General features: G+C 39.6%; 19 protein-coding genes. 7 read left to right on the forward strand and 12 right to left on the reverse strand.

Annotated elements, in window-relative coordinates; all coding sequences use genetic code 11:
* Positions 1-60: 60 nt before the first annotated feature.
* The 4 genes from IQ237_RS26950 to IQ237_RS24345 all read right to left on the reverse strand — a co-directional run bounded on the left by IQ237_RS26950 (position 61) and on the right by IQ237_RS24345 (position 2,618).
* The gene (locus IQ237_RS26950) at positions 61-444 is read right to left on the reverse strand and encodes a hypothetical protein (protein ID WP_194059773.1); all 384 of its coding nucleotides are present in this window, start codon (positions 442-444) and stop codon (positions 61-63) included.
* Positions 445-462: 18 nt separating this feature from the next.
* Positions 463-1,335, reverse strand: a complete 873-nt coding sequence (locus tag IQ237_RS24335; RefSeq protein ID WP_194059775.1) for a hypothetical protein — start codon at positions 1,333-1,335, stop codon at positions 463-465.
* Positions 1,336-1,404: 69 nt separating this feature from the next.
* Positions 1,405-2,019, reverse strand: coding sequence for a type I restriction endonuclease (locus tag IQ237_RS24340; RefSeq protein ID WP_228020690.1), 615 nt, complete (start codon positions 2,017-2,019; stop codon positions 1,405-1,407).
* A gap of 20 nt (positions 2,020-2,039) precedes the next feature.
* Positions 2,040-2,618 (reverse strand): hypothetical protein, encoded by a 579-nt coding sequence (locus tag IQ237_RS24345; RefSeq protein WP_228020691.1) that lies wholly within the window; start codon positions 2,616-2,618, stop codon positions 2,040-2,042.
* Positions 2,619-2,729: 111 nt separating this feature from the next.
* On the opposite strand from IQ237_RS24345, the gene IQ237_RS24350 reads away from it, so the two are divergent.
* Positions 2,730-3,167 (forward strand): hypothetical protein, encoded by a 438-nt coding sequence (locus tag IQ237_RS24350; protein WP_228020692.1) that lies wholly within the window; start codon positions 2,730-2,732, stop codon positions 3,165-3,167.
* 69 nt (positions 3,168-3,236) lie between these two features.
* On the opposite strand, the gene IQ237_RS24355 is transcribed toward IQ237_RS24350, so the two are convergent.
* A complete protein-coding gene (locus IQ237_RS24355; protein ID WP_194059779.1) occupies positions 3,237-6,914 on the reverse strand; it encodes a WD40 repeat domain-containing protein in 3,678 nt (1,225 codons plus the stop codon).
* Between the two features lie 19 nt (positions 6,915-6,933).
* Positions 6,934-7,305, reverse strand: a complete 372-nt coding sequence (locus tag IQ237_RS24360) for a hypothetical protein (protein WP_194059781.1) — start codon at positions 7,303-7,305, stop codon at positions 6,934-6,936.
* 154 nt (positions 7,306-7,459) lie between these two features.
* On the opposite strand from IQ237_RS24360, the gene IQ237_RS26770 reads away from it, so the two are divergent.
* Both IQ237_RS26770 and holA read left to right on the forward strand, forming a co-directional pair.
* On the forward strand, positions 7,460-7,771 hold the full coding sequence (locus IQ237_RS26770) for a hypothetical protein (RefSeq protein ID WP_255512701.1): 312 nt from the start codon (positions 7,460-7,462) through the stop codon (positions 7,769-7,771).
* Entirely contained in the window at positions 7,704-8,261 is a 558-nt protein-coding gene (gene holA, locus IQ237_RS24365; RefSeq protein WP_255512702.1) for a DNA polymerase III subunit delta, read from the forward strand. Before IQ237_RS26770 ends, holA begins: the two co-directional genes overlap by 68 nt.
* Here the strand turns inward: holA and IQ237_RS24370 are convergent.
* The 4 genes from IQ237_RS24370 to murC form a co-directional block, all read right to left on the reverse strand.
* On the reverse strand, positions 8,247-8,678 hold the full coding sequence (locus IQ237_RS24370; RefSeq protein WP_194059783.1) for a type II toxin-antitoxin system HigA family antitoxin: 432 nt from the start codon (positions 8,676-8,678) through the stop codon (positions 8,247-8,249). The genes holA and IQ237_RS24370 overlap by 15 nt on opposite strands.
* A gap of 385 nt (positions 8,679-9,063) precedes the next feature.
* Positions 9,064-9,414 carry a YbaB/EbfC family nucleoid-associated protein gene (locus IQ237_RS24375; protein ID WP_194059785.1) on the reverse strand — a complete coding sequence of 117 codons (351 nt, stop codon included), beginning with the start codon at positions 9,412-9,414 and terminating at the stop codon, positions 9,064-9,066.
* A 164-nt stretch (positions 9,415-9,578) separates the two neighbouring features.
* Positions 9,579-10,580, reverse strand: a complete 1,002-nt coding sequence (gene murB / locus IQ237_RS24380; RefSeq protein WP_194059787.1) for a UDP-N-acetylmuramate dehydrogenase — start codon at positions 10,578-10,580, stop codon at positions 9,579-9,581.
* 124 nt (positions 10,581-10,704) lie between these two features.
* The gene (gene murC, locus IQ237_RS24385) at positions 10,705-12,165 is read right to left on the reverse strand and encodes a UDP-N-acetylmuramate--L-alanine ligase (RefSeq protein ID WP_194059789.1); all 1,461 of its coding nucleotides are present in this window, start codon (positions 12,163-12,165) and stop codon (positions 10,705-10,707) included.
* A 485-nt stretch (positions 12,166-12,650) separates the two neighbouring features.
* On the opposite strand from murC, the gene nadD reads away from it, so the two are divergent.
* Both nadD and IQ237_RS24395 read left to right on the forward strand, forming a co-directional pair.
* Positions 12,651-13,277 (forward strand): nicotinate (nicotinamide) nucleotide adenylyltransferase, encoded by a 627-nt coding sequence (gene nadD, locus IQ237_RS24390; RefSeq protein WP_194059790.1) that lies wholly within the window; start codon positions 12,651-12,653, stop codon positions 13,275-13,277.
* Positions 13,278-13,636: 359 nt separating this feature from the next.
* A complete protein-coding gene (locus tag IQ237_RS24395) occupies positions 13,637-14,650 on the forward strand; it encodes a type I glyceraldehyde-3-phosphate dehydrogenase (protein ID WP_194059792.1) in 1,014 nt (337 codons plus the stop codon).
* Positions 14,651-14,709: 59 nt separating this feature from the next.
* Here the strand turns inward: IQ237_RS24395 and thiL are convergent, their stop codons facing one another.
* Entirely contained in the window at positions 14,710-15,750 is a 1,041-nt protein-coding gene (gene thiL, locus IQ237_RS24400) for a thiamine-phosphate kinase (protein ID WP_194059794.1), read from the reverse strand.
* Positions 15,751-15,870: 120 nt separating this feature from the next.
* Between thiL and IQ237_RS24405 the strand changes: the two genes are divergently transcribed.
* The gene (locus IQ237_RS24405) at positions 15,871-17,040 is read left to right on the forward strand and encodes a homocysteine biosynthesis protein (protein ID WP_194059796.1); all 1,170 of its coding nucleotides are present in this window, start codon (positions 15,871-15,873) and stop codon (positions 17,038-17,040) included.
* Between the two features lie 99 nt (positions 17,041-17,139).
* Here the strand turns inward: IQ237_RS24405 and IQ237_RS24410 are convergent, their stop codons facing one another.
* Complete coding sequence (locus IQ237_RS24410) at positions 17,140-18,144, reverse strand: hypothetical protein (RefSeq protein ID WP_194059798.1); 1,005 nt, start codon at positions 18,142-18,144, stop codon at positions 17,140-17,142.
* 399 nt (positions 18,145-18,543) lie between these two features.
* Between IQ237_RS24410 and IQ237_RS24415 the strand changes: the two genes are divergently transcribed.
* Positions 18,544-19,425, forward strand: coding sequence for a tetratricopeptide repeat protein (locus IQ237_RS24415; RefSeq protein WP_194059800.1), 882 nt, complete (start codon positions 18,544-18,546; stop codon positions 19,423-19,425).
* The last annotated feature ends 151 nt before the right edge of the window (positions 19,426-19,576 follow it).

Below are 19,576 nucleotides of genomic sequence, written 5' to 3' on the forward strand. Positions count from 1 at the left end.
GATGACATTTTTGGTGATTTACTGTTTCTCAAATGCTTTTTTCACTGTATATGTCTGTTTTTACGCTAACTTTGATTTTTCATCTCCGTAATTTCCCTCTGGGACAGTTTGGGGTGCGGAATGTGGGTTAAGATCCACATCTTGAAAACCATCAAAAAATAATTCATTTGGCACAGATAACACATTAGAAGAATGATTACTAAACCCATCAATTCTTTTTGCTGTTTCCGGTTTATCCTTTTGTGAAGGAACATCTAAACATTCAAATAAACCACCATTTAAAAAAGGAATATCTGCAAAATAACGATCAATTACCTTATCAGGATCTTGAAAATAATCCTTGTAGCGAAATACATTATGTACCATGTGCTGCGAATTACGTCCGCCGGAACTTTCTTTAATAAATTCGCGTTTACCTTCGGTATTTAATGTGGCAAAAAACAAGTTTTGTAAAATCGCTTTTTAATAGGTGCTTTCCTGGGGTTGTAAACTTTTGAGAATAGCTTGAATATCAGTTTGATTAAATAATTGATTAGGAACTAAACCTTTTTCTTTCAGAAACCAAACAAACATTAACCGAGTAATTAACCTAATTAAACTCTCTTGATTATTCTTAGCATCCTTGGGGAAAACCACTTGTTTACAAGCATGAAAATACCAGGCTGAAACCTCTTGATAAAATTGTTTATTTAACAAACTAACATCAAGTACCTTTTGCCAATATTGATATAACTTAGCAAAAGAATCAACCCGATCCTTACCTGTCTTGGGAATTGCCAACTCTGCTAAAATACGTTGATGCCCTGAATGTGGTTGTTGAATATCAATATCTCTTAATAAAGTTACTTTTCCCGCTTTTTCACCTTCACGATTATTCTTATATTTTAATCTTTCAGTATTAGCAAATGCGAGATATTGATTATATTTAAAAATAATAACTACAGGAGTATAACAAAACTCCCGATTAAAAGCTCGTGATATTTCTGCTAACTGTGATAGCGAAGCGCTCCGTAGGAATCGCGTTGGTAATTGTCCATAATCACGATTATTTCGATTATTTAAAGTTACTCCAAAAATCAAAATTCCATCATAATCAGATTTAATTTGATCAATATCTAAACTTTGCTTTTTACTAAAAGCTGCATCATCAACCAACCCAACAAAATAAACATCATTAATTAACCCAAAACACTCATTATCTTTATAGGTATTTTCTAATATTATTTTTGCCGAAGTTGGTTTATCATCTACATAATTAATTGGTACATTTAGCCCACCCAAAAAAGCCTTTAAAGCGGGTAAAAAATCTATTTCATTAAATTTTGTTAGTTCCATAGTTAGTTCCATAATTAGTTAATCCGTGCCATCTGTGTAATCCATTTAATCCGTGTTCAAATTTATTATTTATAGATTCTGGAAGGATTTTAGAATTTGCAGCACGCGATAGAGTTCATTACTCGATCGCTTAAAAAGTGAAAAATCATCAGAAAGATCGTATTGAGATTGTTGCAGCTTAACAAACATAAAATGATCGCCGTTGGTGACGAGTCCATAGGTTGGTTTATCACCATTTGGGCTTGCTGTCATGTAGGTAAGAGCTTGTGGTACTGCCACTAAAAATGAAAAACTAGAACGCTTTGCTTCCACTAAAACTATCCATAAGTTGTTATTCAAAACTAAAGCATCAATTCTTCCGTGATAAGTAACACTACCATCATAATCGCTAATCTCAACTGATTGTTCACTTCGCAAACTAAAAGGTGATTCCAGAAAACCTGCCAAAAATAGTAATGGTGAAACCATCAACAAATTTACTGTTCCCTCAGACAAACAGCCTTGATTAATATGATATATATAAGACCCTTTGATCCGATCTAGAGTTTTTTTTTCGGTATCTTCTAATTCTGCAAAATCTCTACACCATTCCATGAAAAAGTCTGGATCATGCGATCGCCTTAGTCCTAACTTTGTCTCTACATCATAAAGTGATTGAATATTTTCTGTAACTGCAATAGTCATAGTTATTTACTCCCAAAATTTTACACCGTAACTAAAACCCAACTGATTAAATCGAAATTACTTAGCTGATATTTACCATCAACTGTAACATTTTGCTTGATTCTATCTATAGAAGCCTGATTACCTCTTTTTAAACCTTGCAAAATTCCCAGAGTTTCATTACCCATCGTCTTTTTGACAGAACCATCTTCCATTTGCTCCTCTTGCACTGCTTGACTGGTTAACCAAGTTTTGAGCGCGTTCACTAACTCCGCAACTGCCACCGCTTCACCGCGATCAACTGCATCAGGGACAAAACGCTCATTATCTTTATACAAGGTTAGCAAATCTAAAACTTCTTTTTGATTTTTTAAAATTAATTTACCTGATTTATCAATGTAAATTAAATCAAACACCTGATATTGATGATCTAATTTCTTAGCTGGTTTGGCAGGATACCCCAACAAAGCAATAATACCATCATGCAAATTATCATTCAAATCATCACTAATACTAGATTTCTGCACTGCTGTAAATCCTGTATATACACCTTTTGGCATTTGGCGATATTTATCTTTATCACGATTAAATTCTGCTAATAAATCCTGACATATAGCCAACAATGCAAAAATTTATGCTATGGCGATTATCCAACATGGGAGGAAATAGAATCATGCTTTGAGCAATTACGAAATATTTTGTAATACTCTGTAATATTCTATGCTAAAGCGATGTTTGTTCCCTCTAGAGGAGCTAAGAATTATATTCTCTGGCATGAAGATGGTAAAATTACTACTAAGGGTTCATGGCGGAAAAGAGACCGCTCTCGTCTAGAAAAGGAATTTCCTTTGAACTACCTGACACGATATCTTCAGTCAAAGGCTAAGGCAGAACAATATTACCAGGAATTAACCAAGGTTATTCGTTCTGGTGATTTTCCTGTGGAACAGTTACAGGTTACTCGGAAAATTAAGAAGGGTGAAAAGGCTCTTTTGGTTCTGGGTAATACTGGGGATGTTGTGACATTTTATCAAGGAATTCTGGGATTGACTAATTCTGAAGCCTATTCCAGTGGGTATTATTTGGAGTTGATGGCTAAAAAACGGGATGAGTTACTTTCGGTTATTGAGCCTCAAGGTGATGTGGGAAAGCAGTTGAGTTTGTTTTGAGTAAGAGATTATACTAATGATGAGCGATCGCCTATGGTAATGGAAAGGGCGATCGCTTGTGCCAGTTGCCTAAGTCCTGAAATGACATAATGTGGTTTTACTATCTTTTGATTTTGAGCTATTTAGATAATTTTTTATCCAATCACAACCGTCTTTCATCAAAGTATTCAGTGATTTCTTTGAATTTGTTAATTTTTCTAGTTCGTTTATATCTAAAGTCCAAAGAATTACGGTTTTGTCTCTGCTGGCGGTGGCAATAGTTTGACCATCAGAACTAAAACTAGAATAGTCAACTATACCAGTGTGACCAGTAAAGGTTTTGAGTTCTTCAATTTGGATTTCCTTGTTGTCTTTACTTATACTCCAAAGTTTAACAGTCTTGTCTCTGCTAGTCGTCGCTATAAACTTGCCATTGGGACTAAAACTAACAGTGTAGACTTGAACATCATGCGCTGTAAGCGTTTTAAGTTTTTTCCCATCCTGACTCCAGAATGTTATTGTCCCGTCAGCACTAGAAGTAGCTATGATTTTACCATCATGACTAAAGCTAACGAAATATACAAAATCGTTATGCTTAAGAGTGGTTTTTTTCGTGCCATCTAAGTTCCAAAGAATTACGGTTTTGTCTCTGCTGGCAGTAGCAATAGTTTGACCATCAGGGCTGAAACCAGCGAAATAAACCAACTCACTATGCTTAAGAGTGCGAATTGGCCTACCATCTAAGCTCCAGATTTTTGCAGTATTGTCTTCACTAGCAGTGACAATCATTTGCCCGTTAGGACTATAATTCACCCTCCTGATCTTTCCTTGATGTCCAGTAAAGCTTCTGCGTTCTTGTCCATTCAGACTCCAAAGTTTGACAGTTTTGTCAGCACTAGCAGAAGCAATGGTCTGACCGTCTGGACTGAAAGTGACGCTACTGACTATATCCTTATGTCCAGTCAGGGTTTGCATTGGACGACCATCGCGACTCCAAAGTTTGACAGTTTTGTCAGCACTAGCAGAAGCAATAGTCTGACCGTCAGGGCTGAAAGCTACTCCCCAGACGGGAGCTTTATGTCCAATGAGGGGTTGAAGTTCCTGACGGTTGTAACTCCAAAGTCTACTAGTTCGATCAGCACTGCCAGTAACAATGATCTTGCCCTTGGGACTAAAACTAACGTCAAAAACTGCACCATTATGACTAGCAAAAGTTTGGAGTATGTTACCAGACTTGTCCCAGAGTTTGACAGTTTGGTCATTACTAACAGTAGCAATAGTCTTACCGTCGGGACTAAAACTGACTTGATGGATTATATCCGAATGTCCCTCAAGAGTTTGAATTAGATGACCATCCTGAAGACTCCAAAGTTTGACAGTCCGGTCAGCACTAGAAGTAGCAATAGTCTTACCATCGGGGCTAAAACTGACGCTAGTGACTGTATCATTATGAGCCGTCTTCTCTTGAGTTTTAATATCAGTAAAGCGTCGTATTTCGTTTCCATTACTAGAACTCCAGAGTCTAACAGTTTTGTCATTACTAGCAGTGGCAATAGTCTGACCGTCGGGACTAAAACTGACACTATTTATCCAATCTTTATGTCCACTAATAGTTTGGTGTAGATTTCCATCCCGCTTCCAAAGTTTGACCTTGTTATCCCCACTAGCAGATGCAATTAAATTACTATCGGGGCTAAAAGTGACACTGAAAACCCGACCTTTATGTCCATTAAGAGTTTGGAGTAGTTTCCCATCCCGATTCCAGAGCTTGACAGTTTGGTCTTCACTACCAGTAGCAATAGTTTGACCGTCAGGGCTAAAACTGATACTTAAAACCCTCTGTTTATGGCCTTCAAGGGTTTTTAGTTCTCTACCATTTACACTCCAAAGTTTAGCAGTTGAGTCATCACTAGCAGTACCAATGGTGTCACCTTCAGGACTGAAGCTTATACCTCGGATAGCATTTTTATGCCCTTCCAATCTATTTAACTCTCTAGTTCGACCAACTGTCTTTTGTAAACTTTCTAAAACTAGCTCCTGGGTTTTAACTCCTACTTTTAGCTGGTTTGATACTATTGGCTGTCCTGCTCTTACTGCTAAAAGCAACGCATATAATTCTTTTTTAGAATTCCGAAAAGCTTCTGAAGATTCAGCAGAAGCAATAATTTGTTCTTCCAAAGCGTTCTGCGCCATTTGTCTTTGCCATACGGCCGCAATGGCAAATAAGGAGACAGCTATTAAACCAATACTAAGTCCCGAAATAGTTAGCATCTGGCGACGCTTTTGTATCTTAATTTCCCTATCTCGAAATTCTAAACTCTGCTCGATAAAATTTTTCTCATCAATTAAATCTTCTGGGCGTTTGTTCAGTTCTTCTTCTGCTTCTGCTAACGCTGCACCACGTAACAAGGAACCTGGATCTCGTTTCGTTTTTTCCCATTGTGCCTTTGCTGCCCGTACTCGCTCTTGCCAAACTCTAAAAACGCGGTTTGTATTCATCCATTCTCGCAGTTCTCCCCAGTTGCGAATCAGAGCTTCATGGACTACTTCTACCGTTTCTTGGTTAGTATTACGACTTGTCACCACCAACCGAGCATCAGCCAATTGTTTTACCAAAGACCAGCTTTGCTCCCCCAATTCCTTTCTTATAGCGACTCGTCTTGTATCCTCTGTTCCCTCACCTGGACGCACCAATTGAATAAAAATCCGCCGGACTTTTTCCTTCTCGTCATCTGTCAAGTTGCCATATTTTTCATCAGCATGACGAGCTAATGCACCTTCTACCTGACCAATTTCTTCATAGACTTTGTGAGTTAATTGTTTACCCGTTCTCTTGTTCCATAATTCTGTCAAAGCAAACTCTAGTAAAGGTAAATTTCCTGGTTGGTTTTCCACATCATTGAGAATGCGTTCTACCAGTCCTGGTTCAAATGTCACACCTAATTTTTGGGCAGGTTTTTTAATGACTTCTGTTAATTCTTTCCGGTTCATTGGTCCGAGTTTCACATCAGCATTTTGCAAAACATCAGCAAAGGGACGATAGGAAAGAGCATTTCCCAAAAAATCTGCCCGCATTGTTGTCACCAACACCGTAGCCGATGAAGATAGGGAAGTGGTATTTTCTAAACTATTTAATAAACTATCGAGAAACTTACGGCGAATTTTTTCATCGTTACAGAGGGTATAGATTTCTTCAAATTGGTCAGCAATCAGTAGAACTCGATCATTAGGGTGATTTTGCCGAATTTGAGCAAAAACGTCTGAGAGAAGAATAGATTCATTTTGCAAGTAATCAGCTAACTTTCGCGCTTGGCGAATTTGGTCGGTTTGATCTAAATTGGGCGTATAAAGAGGAACTAAAGCTAAGGATAAAGCGTGAAAAGGATCTAAACCAGGACGGAAGTGAGTAAACTGCCAATGACCCTCTTTGTATAGTTTAGGAACAAGTCCAGCTAATACCACCGAAGATTTACCGCTTCCTGATGCACCTAGCACCGGAATAAAATGTTTAGTTTTAGTTGCGCTATAAAGTTCTTCTATAAATATTTCCCGCCCAAAGAAAACATCCGCATCATCGGGTCCAAAATGAAATAACCCGCGATAAGGACAGAGGAGATTGTCATCAGCAACATCAACAGATGCAGGTTTTACTTCTTGTCTATAGTAGAAATAATTGTAGATAATATTGTGATTACCAATCTGAGCGCCCTTAACTTCACCCTTAAACTCAATATTATTTGGGTGCGGATCTGCGGTATCTTCAATCATTTAAATACTCTCGCAATCCTTAGCTAAATGTATTTGTTTGTGTGTTTTGATTTCCAACTTGAACACCCTTAGCTCCTCGTAAATCATATTTACCAGTTGAAGCGCCTTCAGGATCTTCTTTTTTCATTATCTCTTCGGCTGCTTTAATAATTGCATCATCCTTGTCAACACCAGCTTTGGTAATGCTATTTTTTAACAAAACTTCTGCGTCCTTAATTTGTTCTGGTTTCGCATCTACCAGAACTTGTGCAACAGGATCGCCTTCAAACTTCTTCTTCATCAAATCTTTCAACCCTTTATAGGCATCCTTAACGGCTTGTCCTGCGGTATCCTTAACAGCAGCAGTAGCGCCAGCAACCAAAGCAGCAAGAATCAGAGAAATAGGTTCCATAATTAATCCTCAATAGTTTGTAAGAGGCAAAATAGCTGTATTTGTTGTTTAAATTATCACAGAATGTATAACTTAGGAATTTGCTATGTAATATTATCTGAATAATAGGTTTAGAGCTAACGCTCATGCAGGACAATTGTATTGCCGTACTACCATGCCAACATACTTGTACTTTGGTGAAAACGAACTCTTCCTAACTCGCACCATCAAACAACTAAAAACCCACACTCTAGATCAACAATGGGCAAATTTTAACTATACAGAATACCCCTCAGAATCTAAAGAAACCATTCCTCAAGCATTATCCGATATCATGACACCACCAGTTGGGAGTGGAGGAAGATTAGTACACCAACAGCACATTACTGGGAGTTTGTTCAAAAGAAATATTGTTGCAGTTGGAGTCCATTCTCCCCAAAATTCCCTCAACAAATACCCTCCTTATCACCAACACTCACAAACCTGACGCGAGAAATAAATCAGTCAAACTCCTACTGGAGTACGCACAGGTAAAAGAATTTCCTCTCATTCCCCAATGGCAAACCCAAGCATTAATACTGCAAGCTCGTACTTTATCTGACGAAGTAAGTGTAACACTCACCACCGATGCTTACAAAGTATTGATTGATTACACAGGCAATAATACACGACTGATATTCACCGAACTAGAAAAGCTCAAAACTTATGCTTTGGGTAAAACAGTCAATGGGGATATGGTGAAAGAATTAGTGTCAGAAAGTGCTGCTAATAGCTTACAACTAGCCAACGCCATTCGCTTAGGTAACATTGCTCAAGCATTAGAATTTGTTGAACGCCTAATTAACTGCAACGAACCAGCTTTAAAAATTACCGCTACCCTGACTACAACCTTTTGCACTTGGCTAACAGTCAAACAGATGAAAATATTGATTTCACCTGGTAAATGCTTGGATACTTTAACTTTAAGCTGCCTCTAAAAAATCTCGCTGTAACGGATTTTCTGGGAAAAATACAGCAGGTGAAATTTTAAAAAATTCCGCAAGTTTTTGGATATGTTCAACAGTTAATTTACGTTTACCATTAAGTACATCAGAAACAATTGATTCGGTTTTAAAAATAGGAACTAAATCTTTCTGTTTGAGATTTAATTCTGTAATCAGAACTTTGAGCAGGTCTACTCCATAAATATCAGGAACTAAATCTTGTTGTTGCTCATATTCATGGATTAAAATTCCCAATACATCCAAATAATCTTCTTCCGCTTCGGTTAATTCTCCTTTATCAAGAAGTTTATCAACAACTACTTGAGTTTTTTCTAAATCTTCTTCAGATTTTATGGTACGAGGAGGAAAAGACGTAATTAATTCTACGTAGCTAGTGTTTTGATTTAGCATTTCATGTTGATGGGATTATTTGGTTAATTAAACTAGGATTAATAAACATTTATCCTGGTTTTCAATAATGGCGTTTTATTTCAGTAAACTGTTCTCTGCGATGCACTGAGCTTGTCGAAGTGTTCCCTGTTAAGAGTTCCCTACCTTCACGGAAAGACTTTTTCAGCAACCCCTATTTAATATTTCTATTTTTTTAACAACGCTCATAGTCCCACTAATATATGCAAATATCTGTATAATATTTATGTGTAAGAGTAGTTACTGAAATAGTTATAAATAATTTTGTTTATGCTTTCACTTATCAGTTATCAGTTATCAGTTATCAGTTGCTAACGACTAACAACTAATAACTAATGACTAATAACTAACGACTAATAACTAATGACTATAGTCCTGGCAGTTCCAGTCCACTGGTTAAATCTTCCATGCGTTCCCGCATAGTTGTAGTGGACTTGTTGTAGGCATCTTTCATTGCCGCTGTCACGAGATCGGAAAGTAGCTCTGAACCTTGTGCTATTGCTTCTGGGGAAATTTCTACTCTTCTGGGTTCTTGGTTGCCGCTGACAACTACCTTCACAAGTCCACCACCAGACTCTCCTTGAATTTCCATCTGTTCTAATTCTTCTTGGAGACGCTTGGCACCTTCTTGAACTTGCTGTGCTTTTTGAAAAGCTGCGGCCAGTTCTTTCATTTTTCCTAAGCCAAAACCAAATCCCTGTCCTTTTCCTGCTGTCATAACAAATTTTCCACTTGTGCTGTGAATAACAAATCAAATTCAATTATAGTTGGGGTAGGTAATGGGTGACTGGGGACTGGTGACTGGGTAATCAATTTTATTCCCAATCACCAATCACCAATCACCAATCACCAATCACCAATCACCAATCACCAATCACCAACCTATCCACAAACTGCTTGAAACTCGCCAATCATTTTAACTTCTGGTTCTAACCAAATAGACCAACGTTCTTGTACTTCACGTTGAATATGATTAATGAGACAGAAAATATCGCTGGCTTTAGCGCCACCACGATTAACGATAAAATTAGCATGAAGTTGTGCTACTTGCGCTCCACCGATTTGATAGCCTTTTAAACCAGCTTGTTCAATTAACCATCCAGCAGTGTAAGGTTTAGGATTGCGGAAAACACTGCCACAACTGGGAAAATTATAAGGTTGGGTAGAAAGGCGATGTTGTTTATGTTGTTTGGTTGTAGCTATAACTTGTGCTGGATCTGCACCGGGTTGGAGTTGCAAGGTTGCTTGAGTAACTATCCGTTTTCCCCCTTGCAATAATGAAGTCCGATATTTGTAACCTAATTCCGCTGGGGTGAGAGTTTCTATTGTACCATCGGGAGAAAGCAATTCTGCACTCACTAACATATCTGCAATACAGCTATTATGCGCCCCTGCATTCATAACAACTGCACCACCAACAGTTCCTGGAATACCCACAGCCCACTCTAAACCTTGCCATCCCAATTCTGCTGCTTCCCATGCCAAACTAGGAATAGATTCTCCGGCCGCAACTGTTAATCGACCTGTTTCTGGGTCAAAATGCTTGGAACGGAAATGACGAGTAGCAATCACTAAGCCGGGTATTCCTTGATCACTGACCAATAAATTAGAACCTGCTCCCAGGATTGTTATTGGTAAATCTTGTTCTTTTGCGTACTCAATACTTGCTTGTAATGCTTCTAAGTTGCGTGGAGCAACGTACCATTGGGCTTCTCCTCCCACCCTATAAGAAGTAAATGCTGATAAAGAAGCCTGGGTTTTAATTACACAGTCAGTACCGGGTAAGTAAATTACTTCACTAGCGACAGAATTAATTGTTTGCTGTTTATTTGTAGTCAAAGCAGAAATATTACAGACGTTTCCAGCAGCCTGGGAAGTTATCATCGTTGCTTTAGTTGGTGATTTTTATTACTGTTTTACCGTAATATTCCGGTAGTAAGATTAACTAATGAAACTATTGCTAGATAAGAAATTCGCAAAATCAACAAAACCTAGCAGTGTGCTTCGCTTAGGATGTAGCCTGAACTGGTTCACGAAGTGTAGCAATGACTTCAGGAATCGCTTGATTCAAATTACCAGCACCTAAAAATAATGCCAAGTCGCCAGAACGCAGGTTTGACAACAAGAACTCGCACACTGAGGATAAAGTTGGTTGATAAATAACCTGCTGATGCTGCTTCCCTATTTCTGCTGCTAATTGTTCACCATTAATCTGTCCTAAATCGGGTTCTCCGGCACTGTAAATATCAGTCAGGACTACTAAATCAGCATGGGTAAAGGACTCAGAAAATTCTTCTAAAAAGGTAAGTGTCCGACTATAACGATGGGGTTGGAAGATGGCGACTACCCTTTGTCCTGGTCTAGCTTGGAGTCTTGCTGCGGCCAAAGTAGCACGAATTTCGCTAGGGTGATGGGCATAGTCATCTATAAAAGTAATACCAGCCGCTTCTCCTCGGAACTCAAAACGCCGTCTTGCCCCTTCAAAGGTAGCAATACCTTTAGCAATTTCCCCAAATTCTAAACCGAGAGCGCGTCCTACTGCTACTGCGGCTAGAGCATTGCTGAGATTATGCCGACTCAAAAGTTGTAGATTTAATACACCCAAGGCTTTACCTTTTTCCCACACCAAAGCTGTTGTACCATCAGCACGATAATCAATGTTGGTAACAGTATAGTCAGCGCCGATATCTGGATGTAGACTATAGCTGATGTTTGGGTTAAGGCGATCGCGCACTGTGTCACAATCAATGCTACCTACTAAAATTTGACAACCTTGGGCAAATTTTTGGAAAGTCTCCACTACTTCGTCTAATGTTTCGTAGTGGTCAGGATGATCGAGTTCAATATTGGTAATTATCCCGATAGCTGGGGCGTGTTTCACCAGAGAACCGTCAGATTCATCTGCTTCAGCCACTAGATACTTGCTTTCCCCTAATCTAGCATTTCCTTCCCAAGCATTGACTTCTCCACCGACTAAAATAGTCGGGTCAAGACCAGCTTGCAATAGCATATAACCAATCATGCTACTGGTTGTAGTTTTGCCGTGAGTTCCTGCTACAGCAATGCTATAGTAATCAGCAATTAAGGCTGCTAGGACATCGGAACGGTGTAAAATAGGACAACCTAATTCTATGGCAGCTTTATATTCCAAATTACTGGTATTAATAGCTGTTGAACAAATTACTTGAGGTAAGTTAGACTTATCAACAGGCAATTTTTCTGGTGAATTTAATACTATTCCATCAGCCGATTCTTGAGGACGAAAGAACTCCAGATTGCTGGCTTCTTGTCTACTAAAAATGTGAGCGCCCAGGGATTCTAACTTGCGTGTAATCTGATTAGGTCGCAGATCAGAACCTGATACTGGTAATTGCCGTTTTGTCAACACATAAGCTAGAGCCGACATTCCTATACCACCAATACCAATGAAATGAAATGGTCTACCGCTAAAATCTATCTGACTATTCATCTTTTGTTCCTCTTACACCACACCACAAAATCTTTAGAAATGACAACAAATGACACGCGTATCATAACAGGATTTGGATTTTTACAGATACTGCTCCTGTAGGATTTTCATATCTGAATAAAGGGTTAATTTTTTACTTTGTTTTTGCTTGTTCAGAAAGATATTACCCTGATGAGAGAGTTTCTCTATTTCTGATATCTTTTTATGATTATTCTGAAAACTGGGGTAACATCGGGAAAAAAATTCTGTCATGTTAAATACATATCTTTGATGGCTTTACTAGAAGTGGCTACGGAAGTCCTGGAGTTACAAACCTAATTTGACACTATATCCAGCCAGCAGGTGAATTGACTACAATAGTACATCGGCAGGGAAAAGATTATTCAACTAGTTGCAGTAGGAAATTTTAGGAAGCAGGAGGTAGGAAGTAAGAGACAAAACTTTAGCAGTGTGCTTTACTTTACCTGAATATTACCGCACATCAAATGCAGAAACTAGCAATTTTTGGAGGTACATTTGACCCAGTTCACTGGGGACACCTACTCGTAGCCAAAACGGCTTTGACGCAATTACATCTGGAACAAATAATTTGGATACCTTCAAAAAATCCTCCTCATAAACAAGCCGCACTGTTTGAACATCGAGTAGCAATGCTGGATATAGCTACTAAAAATAACCCAGCTTTTACACTCTCACTGATTGAGAGAGAATGTTCTGGGACTTCATACTCTATTAACACCCTGATTGATTTATCTGCTTTTTACCCAAATACTCATTGGTACTGGATTATCGGTTTGGATGCTTTCCAAACTTTACCTCGTTGGTATCGTGGATATGAACTAGCACAAATGTGTGATTGGTTAATTGCTCCCCGACTGGTAGGTGGTGAGACTATAGCTCAAAGTGAGTCAATCTGCAACCAAGTAGAAAAAAAAATTAGAGAAAAATCATATACAATCAATTGGCAATTACTACACACACCTTTAATAAGAGTTTCGTCAAGTATCATCCGTGAACTTTGTCGCCAAGGCTGTTCCATTGATTATTTAGTACCGAAATCAGTCGGCTTGTACATCGCCACTCACAATCTTTACACTCATAATTCTGAATAAATTCTGTGTTTTTTTTTGGATCTAACATTTTATAGTTATAAATACTCCTCCCCTTTGCGATATGATTGGGGTCTAGAACAGAATCAAAACATTTACTCAAATTTACTCATTGACCGAAAAAATCTAGACTTCAACACTCAAAGGTGTGATAATTACCCTGTTTTTAGGTAATAACCAAGCCTAAAGCAATTTGCACAGTAGGGTGAGTTACACCCAATCTTAAAGCCTGTGGACTGGGTAGTGCCGACACTTCCAGAATGAAGCAGGAAGTAAACAAAGCTCATGAGTAATTTTGAGTAGGTTTTATATAACGGTCAACGATATCAATTTATAGGCATAAATACAGAGGGCAAGACACTGTGATTAGAGTTGCAATCAACGGTTTCGGGCGCATTGGACGGAACTTCGCACGCTGCTGGATAGGTAGAGAGAATAGCCCAGTTGAACTTGTGGGTATCAATGACACTTCCGATCCTAGAACCAATGCTCACCTGCTCAGATATGACTCGATGCTGGGAAGGTTACAAAATGCGGATATTACTGCTGATGATAATTCCATTACTGTCAACGGTAAGACCATTAAATGCGTATCTGATCGCAACCCAGATAACTTGCCCTGGAAAGAATGGGAAATTGATCTGATTATTGAAGCCACTGGTGTGTTTACCAGTAAGGAAGGGGCAATGCGCCACGTTAACGCTGGTGCTAAAAAGGTGCTGATTACTGCTCCTGGTAAAAATGAAGATGGTACTTTTGTGATGGGTGTGAATGATGAAGATTATGATCACAAAGTACATCACATTATCAGTAATGCCAGTTGTACCACTAACTGTTTAGCTCCTATTGCCAAGGTGCTGCATGAAAAATTTGGCATCATCAAAGGCACGATGACCACTACCCACAGCTACACAGGAGATCAGCGCATCTTAGATGCTTCTCACCGTGATTTGCGTCGCGCTAGAGCAGCTGGTATTAACATTGTTCCTACTTCTACTGGTGCGGCTAAAGCAGTAGCTCTGGTACTCCCAGCTTTAAAAGGTAAGCTGAATGGTACAGCTTTGCGTGTACCCACTCCTAATGTTTCAATGGTGGATTTTGTAGTTCAGGTTGAAAAACCCACTATTACAGAAGAAGTTAACCAAGTCCTCAAAGATGCTTCTCAAACCTATCTCAAAGGCATTTTAGGTTACAGCGAACTTCCTCTAGTATCTTCTGATTATCAAGGTACAAATGAATCTTCCATTGTTGATGCCAACTTAACTTTGGTTATGGGCAATGACATGGTAAAAGTGATGGCTTGGTATGACAACGAATGGGGTTATAGCCAACGCGTTTTAGACTTAGCTGAGTTAGTAGCCAATAAGTGGGTCTAAGGTGATTGGTGATTGGTGATTGGTGATTGGTGATTGGGAAAAACACTAATAACCAATGACTAATGACTAAAATGCTGAAATCCCTGGCTAAGTGTTAAAACTTGGTCGGGGATTTTGGCGTTTTCATGTTGTAAAATTACTGTTGAGCCTGGTGTAATTTTACCGACAATAGCTGCACCTGCACCTAGTTTTTTTACTAATTCTAATGCGGTTTGTGGTGGTAAACAGAGGACTAATTCAAAATCTTCGCCCCCGTATAGTGCATAATTGAGCGATCGCTGTACTGTGAGCCAATGATTAAATGTTGATGGTAGAGGAATTTTACTTGCTTCTAAAATAGCGCCTACTTTACTAGCACGGCAAATTTGTAATACTGCATCGGCTAAACCGTCGCTGCTGTCCATCCCAGCAATTTTAGATTTTAGATTTTGGATTTTGGATTGAGATTCTATAATCTCCCACAATAGGGGTATGACATCTAAACGGGGGTTGGGGCGCTGGTGTGCGGTGATTAAAGCTGTCTTTTCTTCTGATTTGAGGTTTTGACCTATTTCGGGATTTAAGAGCAGTTCTAAGCCCCCACGGGACGCTCCATGAATACCTGTAACGACTATGGCATCACCTATTTGAGCGGTGGAACGACGGATAATAAAATCAGGGTTTGCTTGACCAAAGGCGGTGATGGATAAAGTGGTAATGGGCGATCGCACTATATCACCACCAACTATGGGTACATCGTATTTTTGCAGGCATTCTGTCATTCCCTGATACAGTCTTTCCACCCATTCAACGCTTAAATCTCCTGGTAAACCCAGTCCAACGGTGATACCCAAGGGAAAAGCCCCCATAGCTGCTAAATCTGATAAATTAGCAGCAGCAGCACGCCAACCAGCATCCTCTGGGGTAGTGGTGACATCACTAAAATGCACACCATCAACTAACATATCTGTAGTTACTACCAAAGATTTCTCTGATTCTGTCACCAAAACTGCTGCATCATCACCAATTACTTCTGAAGGACAGAAGCGTTGTAATCTCTCTAAAAGACCTTGTTCGCCAATATCTCGTACTCGCAAATGTTCTGCTGGTAAATTAGACATAATTTTGAGGAGGCAGGAGGCAGTAGGCAGGAGGCAGTAGGCTGAAATTTTGAATATTTGTATTTTCCTGTTCCCGCTGATAACTGATAACTAATAACTAATAACCAATAACTGATAAAAATGCGAACTATTGCGGAAATTAATGAAAAAATCAGCCAAAAACGCGCCGTAGTTTGGACGGTTGAAGAACTGAAAAAACGAATAGCGGAAATCGGTATCACCAAAGCTACTAAAGCAGTTGATGTTATTACCACCGGCACCTTTGAACCAATGGAATCCAGTGGTGCAATTATTAATTTAGGACATACTGACCCACCGATCAAAATTCGCCGCTGTTGGTTAGATGGTGTACCAGCATATTCTGGTTTTGGAGCAGTAGATTTATACTTGGGTGCTAGTTGTGCTGTGGAAACAACAGACGGTGAAGAACTGCGAGAACGTGGTGGTGGTCATGTAATTGAAGATTTAATAGCTGGTAAACCGGTACAAGTAAGAGCATTAGGACAAGTTACCGACTGTTATCCCAGAGCAACTTTTGAAACTACTATTACCTGTGACACTATCAACCAATTTTATTTATTTAATCCGCGCAATCTTTATCAAAATTTTATTATTGGGGTAAATGGAGGCGATCGCCCACTGCATACCTATCTAGGACCCCTCCAACCCCGTTTAGGTAATGCAGTTTACTCCAACCCTGGGGCAATTTCGCCCTTATTCAATGATCCCGATTTACAACTTGTGGGAATTGGCACAAAAATCTTTTTAGGCGGTGGAATAGGTTATGTAGCGTGGGAAGGTACACAGCACTTCCCCTTACAAAAGCGGTTAGCTAATAGGACACCCATTGGACCATCAGCCACTTTAGCATTAATTGGTGATGCCAAACAAATGGATGCGCGTTGGGTGCGGGGTTGTTACTTCAAAAGTTATGGACCGTCTTTAATGTTGGGTGTAGGTGTGCCACTTCCGGTTTTAAACGAATCTGTCATTGAACGTTGTGCAGTCCAAGATAAAGACTTAGTAGCGCCAATAGTAGACTTTTCTATTCCCCGTCGTGTTCGTCCCACCTTTGGTTTAGTTAGTTATGCTCAACTAAAATCGGGAAAAATTCCCATAGAGGGTAAAACGGTGCGAGTTGCTCCTTTAGCCAGTATGTTTCTCTCACGACAAGTAGCCGTAGAGTTGAAACAGTGGATAGAAGCTGGCACATTTACCCTCACAGAACCAGTTGCTCCCATTCCTAGTGAACGAGCTTTTCTACCCCAGGACAGGTGGACAGACTTTTAATTTTGGATTTTGGATTTTGGATTTTGGATTTTGGATTGTTTTTAATTGGGTTCAATCTAAAATCTAAAATCTAAAATCTAAAATTTTCTGCCCCAGTCCCTATTCTTGGGGTTTCGGCTTTTTCACTGGCTTAGGAGCAGGTGTTTTTGGTACAGGTTTAGACACCGCAGAGGTTTCCCCACCTATTTTCTTTACAGGACGTGGAGTTTCTCCATTGCGTCTGGGGGGAAATGGTTTTCTGCCACCACCAGCACGGGGTCCACCGTTGAATGGTGGTTTACGTTTTTTGGGTAAATCAGCGATCGCTTCAGCAGTTTCTACTATCAATACATCAGCTTCGCGCTTGACTTTGAAATCCCAAAACTTGCCCACAGCCTTGGTAGCCAGCACACCCCGCAGTTTCAACTTAAAATATTTGGGTTTATCGGTTGGTTTCCGTGGAGCTTGCTTGATTTTAACTACCAAACTCTTAGCGTCAAAAGATTGGTAAACTACTTCACCACGCACAGAAAATTCTCCATCAGGAATTTCTGATGAAGCTTTTACGGGCTGGGAAATTTTTTCTTTAGCAGCAGTTTGGCGAGTAGATTTCTTGGCAGCACCATTTTCGGCTCTATCTAAAGCTTGTGAACCCGATTTTTTGCCATCCTCATCTGGGGAATTTTTAGCGAGATTTTCTGGCTCCCAAACTCCGACAATTTGGATGTGTAGTGAATCATTTTCTTGTCTGGTGCGGGGATAAACTACCCAGAGATGTTGTTTTTCTAAGTCCAGGTGATTTTTCACTAAACTCATAATCCGCCCTAAAAGGACGGCATTTAGCTCCACACCATCAGATGTGATCAGTGTTCCTTGGGTAAACTGTTCACTACTGGGAGAGTAGCGCCCCCGGACTAAACCAATGGCTCGGTACTGCAATGGTTCGCTTGGAGGTGGGATCGGTTGTTGGCGATGAGCCAAATTCCCATTAGTATCACTCTCGTTAGGTTTAACAGGTGAACTATCCGGTTTTGATGACTTAGCTGTTAAGTCAATTTTAGCTTGAGCCTGGTTAAAGGCTGTAGAATTGGAAGATTCAGGAGACGGCATCAGGTCGGAATTCATAAAAACTCCTTGCGGCGGAGACACATCCCATTGTGGGATTTGACAACAACAGATGGAAAGAGCGTTTGTATGGCTGATATAAAGTATATTTCCTTTCAATCTAGCCATTATAGAGTCGGCTGTGCGAACATAAAGGCGCGAAATTTCGCATTTAGAGACTAAATGTGTCATTTAGCGCCTTTACTCTAGTTTCGGAAGCATAGCATAGCTACAATTCTGAATGCTCCTCCTAAAGTCATCACTTACTTTAACAGTCTAGATAGTTTTTTGTTATAAAATTCACAGTGAAATAACCGTATTCCGCAAAGTTTTGGAAAATTTTAACTTTGTGCTTTGTGTAAATATTAATTTCATTAATTTCGATTTATTTCGCTCAAATTTACCAAAAGGAAAAAAATTGTGTCTCAACCACGTAATCGGTGGATAATTCAGGTTGTCTTACTTCTGGCAGTTGCGGCGTTTATTGGTGTTTCTATTATACCCATCATTGGGGCTTTCAATGATTCTCAACCCTTAGCACAAAATACTAGCAGCAACTCTACTAGTTCTAGTATATCTCAGCAAAAGTCAAAGTTAGCAGATGAAATTCGCGGTTTGGAGCTAGTTTTGCAACGAGAACCTGAAAATCAAGCTGCACTTAAAGGTCTTTTACAAGCAAGGTTACAATTACTCAGTCAAAAAGGCAGGGGTGAAGTTAAAAATGCTGATATCCAAGCGGTAATTGAACCTTTGGAAAAGTTGGCTAAGTTGAATCCCCAACAATCAGAGTATGCGGTTTTACTAGCACAAGCAAAGCAGCAAATGGGCGATAATGAAGGAGCAGCCCAAACTTATCGCTCTATTTTAGCAACCAAACCCGGTGATCTCAAAGCTTTACAGGGAATGGTAAATTTACAACTCAGTCAAGAGCGCCCAGAAGCTGCTATTGGCTTGTTACAAGAAACTTTATCTACAGCAACTCAAGCAAATACCATTCAGTCTGGAAGTGTTGATGTTGTTGCTGTACAGATACTTTTAGGCAGTGTTTACGCTTTACAGAAAAATGATACTCAAGCTATCTCTTTATACGAGCAAGCAATTAAAAAAGATCCTCAAGATTTTCGTCCTGTTTTAGCAAAGGCGATGCTGCTAAAAGAACAGGGTAAGCTCGATGAAGCAAAACCTTTGTTTGATAGTGCTACGGCTTTAGCTCCTGCTCAGTATAAAGATGAAATTAACAAGGCAGCAGCAATGCCTAGTCCTACCCCCGCAGCATCACCGGAAAGTACACCGAGTCCATGAGGATGGGGACTGGGGACTGGGGACCTCACAGGGGTAGGTTTTTAATATTATCTGTTAAGGCAGGACCTGGAAGACAAGGAGGTATTGTAGACAAGGAAGATTTTATACAAAAAATGGTCTGTTGAGCGTCGGTTTTTGTGACCAATTGTAC

The sequence above is a fragment of the Sphaerospermopsis sp. LEGE 08334 genome (genome assembly GCF_015207205.1).
Taxonomy (GTDB): domain Bacteria; phylum Cyanobacteriota; class Cyanobacteriia; order Cyanobacteriales; family Nostocaceae; genus Sphaerospermopsis.

Bases quoted from the DNA above. Each gene is read 5' to 3' on its own strand.
- IQ237_RS24370 (WP_194059783.1), bottom strand. From the start codon at position 8,678: ATGCTAAATCAAAACACTAGCTACGTAGAATTAATTACGTCTTTTCCT.
- thiL (WP_194059794.1), bottom strand. From the start codon at position 15,750: ATGTCTAATTTACCAGCAGAACATTTGCGAGTACGAGATATTGGCGAA.
- murB (WP_194059787.1), bottom strand. From the start codon at position 10,580: ATGATAACTTCCCAGGCTGCTGGAAACGTCTGTAATATTTCTGCTTTG.
- nadD (WP_194059790.1), top strand. From the start codon at position 12,651: ATGCAGAAACTAGCAATTTTTGGAGGTACATTTGACCCAGTTCACTGG.
- IQ237_RS24375 (WP_194059785.1), bottom strand. From the start codon at position 9,414: ATGACAGCAGGAAAAGGACAGGGATTTGGTTTTGGCTTAGGAAAAATG.
- murC (WP_194059789.1), bottom strand. From the start codon at position 12,165: ATGAATAGTCAGATAGATTTTAGCGGTAGACCATTTCATTTCATTGGT.
- IQ237_RS24350 (WP_228020692.1), top strand. From the start codon at position 2,730: ATGTTTGTTCCCTCTAGAGGAGCTAAGAATTATATTCTCTGGCATGAA.
- IQ237_RS26770 (WP_255512701.1), top strand. From the start codon at position 7,460: ATGCCAACATACTTGTACTTTGGTGAAAACGAACTCTTCCTAACTCGC.
- IQ237_RS24340 (WP_228020690.1), bottom strand. From the start codon at position 2,019: ATGACTATTGCAGTTACAGAAAATATTCAATCACTTTATGATGTAGAG.
- IQ237_RS24405 (WP_194059796.1), top strand. From the start codon at position 15,871: ATGCGAACTATTGCGGAAATTAATGAAAAAATCAGCCAAAAACGCGCC.
- IQ237_RS24410 (WP_194059798.1), bottom strand. From the start codon at position 18,144: ATGAATTCCGACCTGATGCCGTCTCCTGAATCTTCCAATTCTACAGCC.
- IQ237_RS24355 (WP_194059779.1), bottom strand. From the start codon at position 6,914: ATGATTGAAGATACCGCAGATCCGCACCCAAATAATATTGAGTTTAAG.
- IQ237_RS24360 (WP_194059781.1), bottom strand. From the start codon at position 7,305: ATGGAACCTATTTCTCTGATTCTTGCTGCTTTGGTTGCTGGCGCTACT.
- IQ237_RS24335 (WP_194059775.1), bottom strand. From the start codon at position 1,335: ATGGAACTAACAAAATTTAATGAAATAGATTTTTTACCCGCTTTAAAG.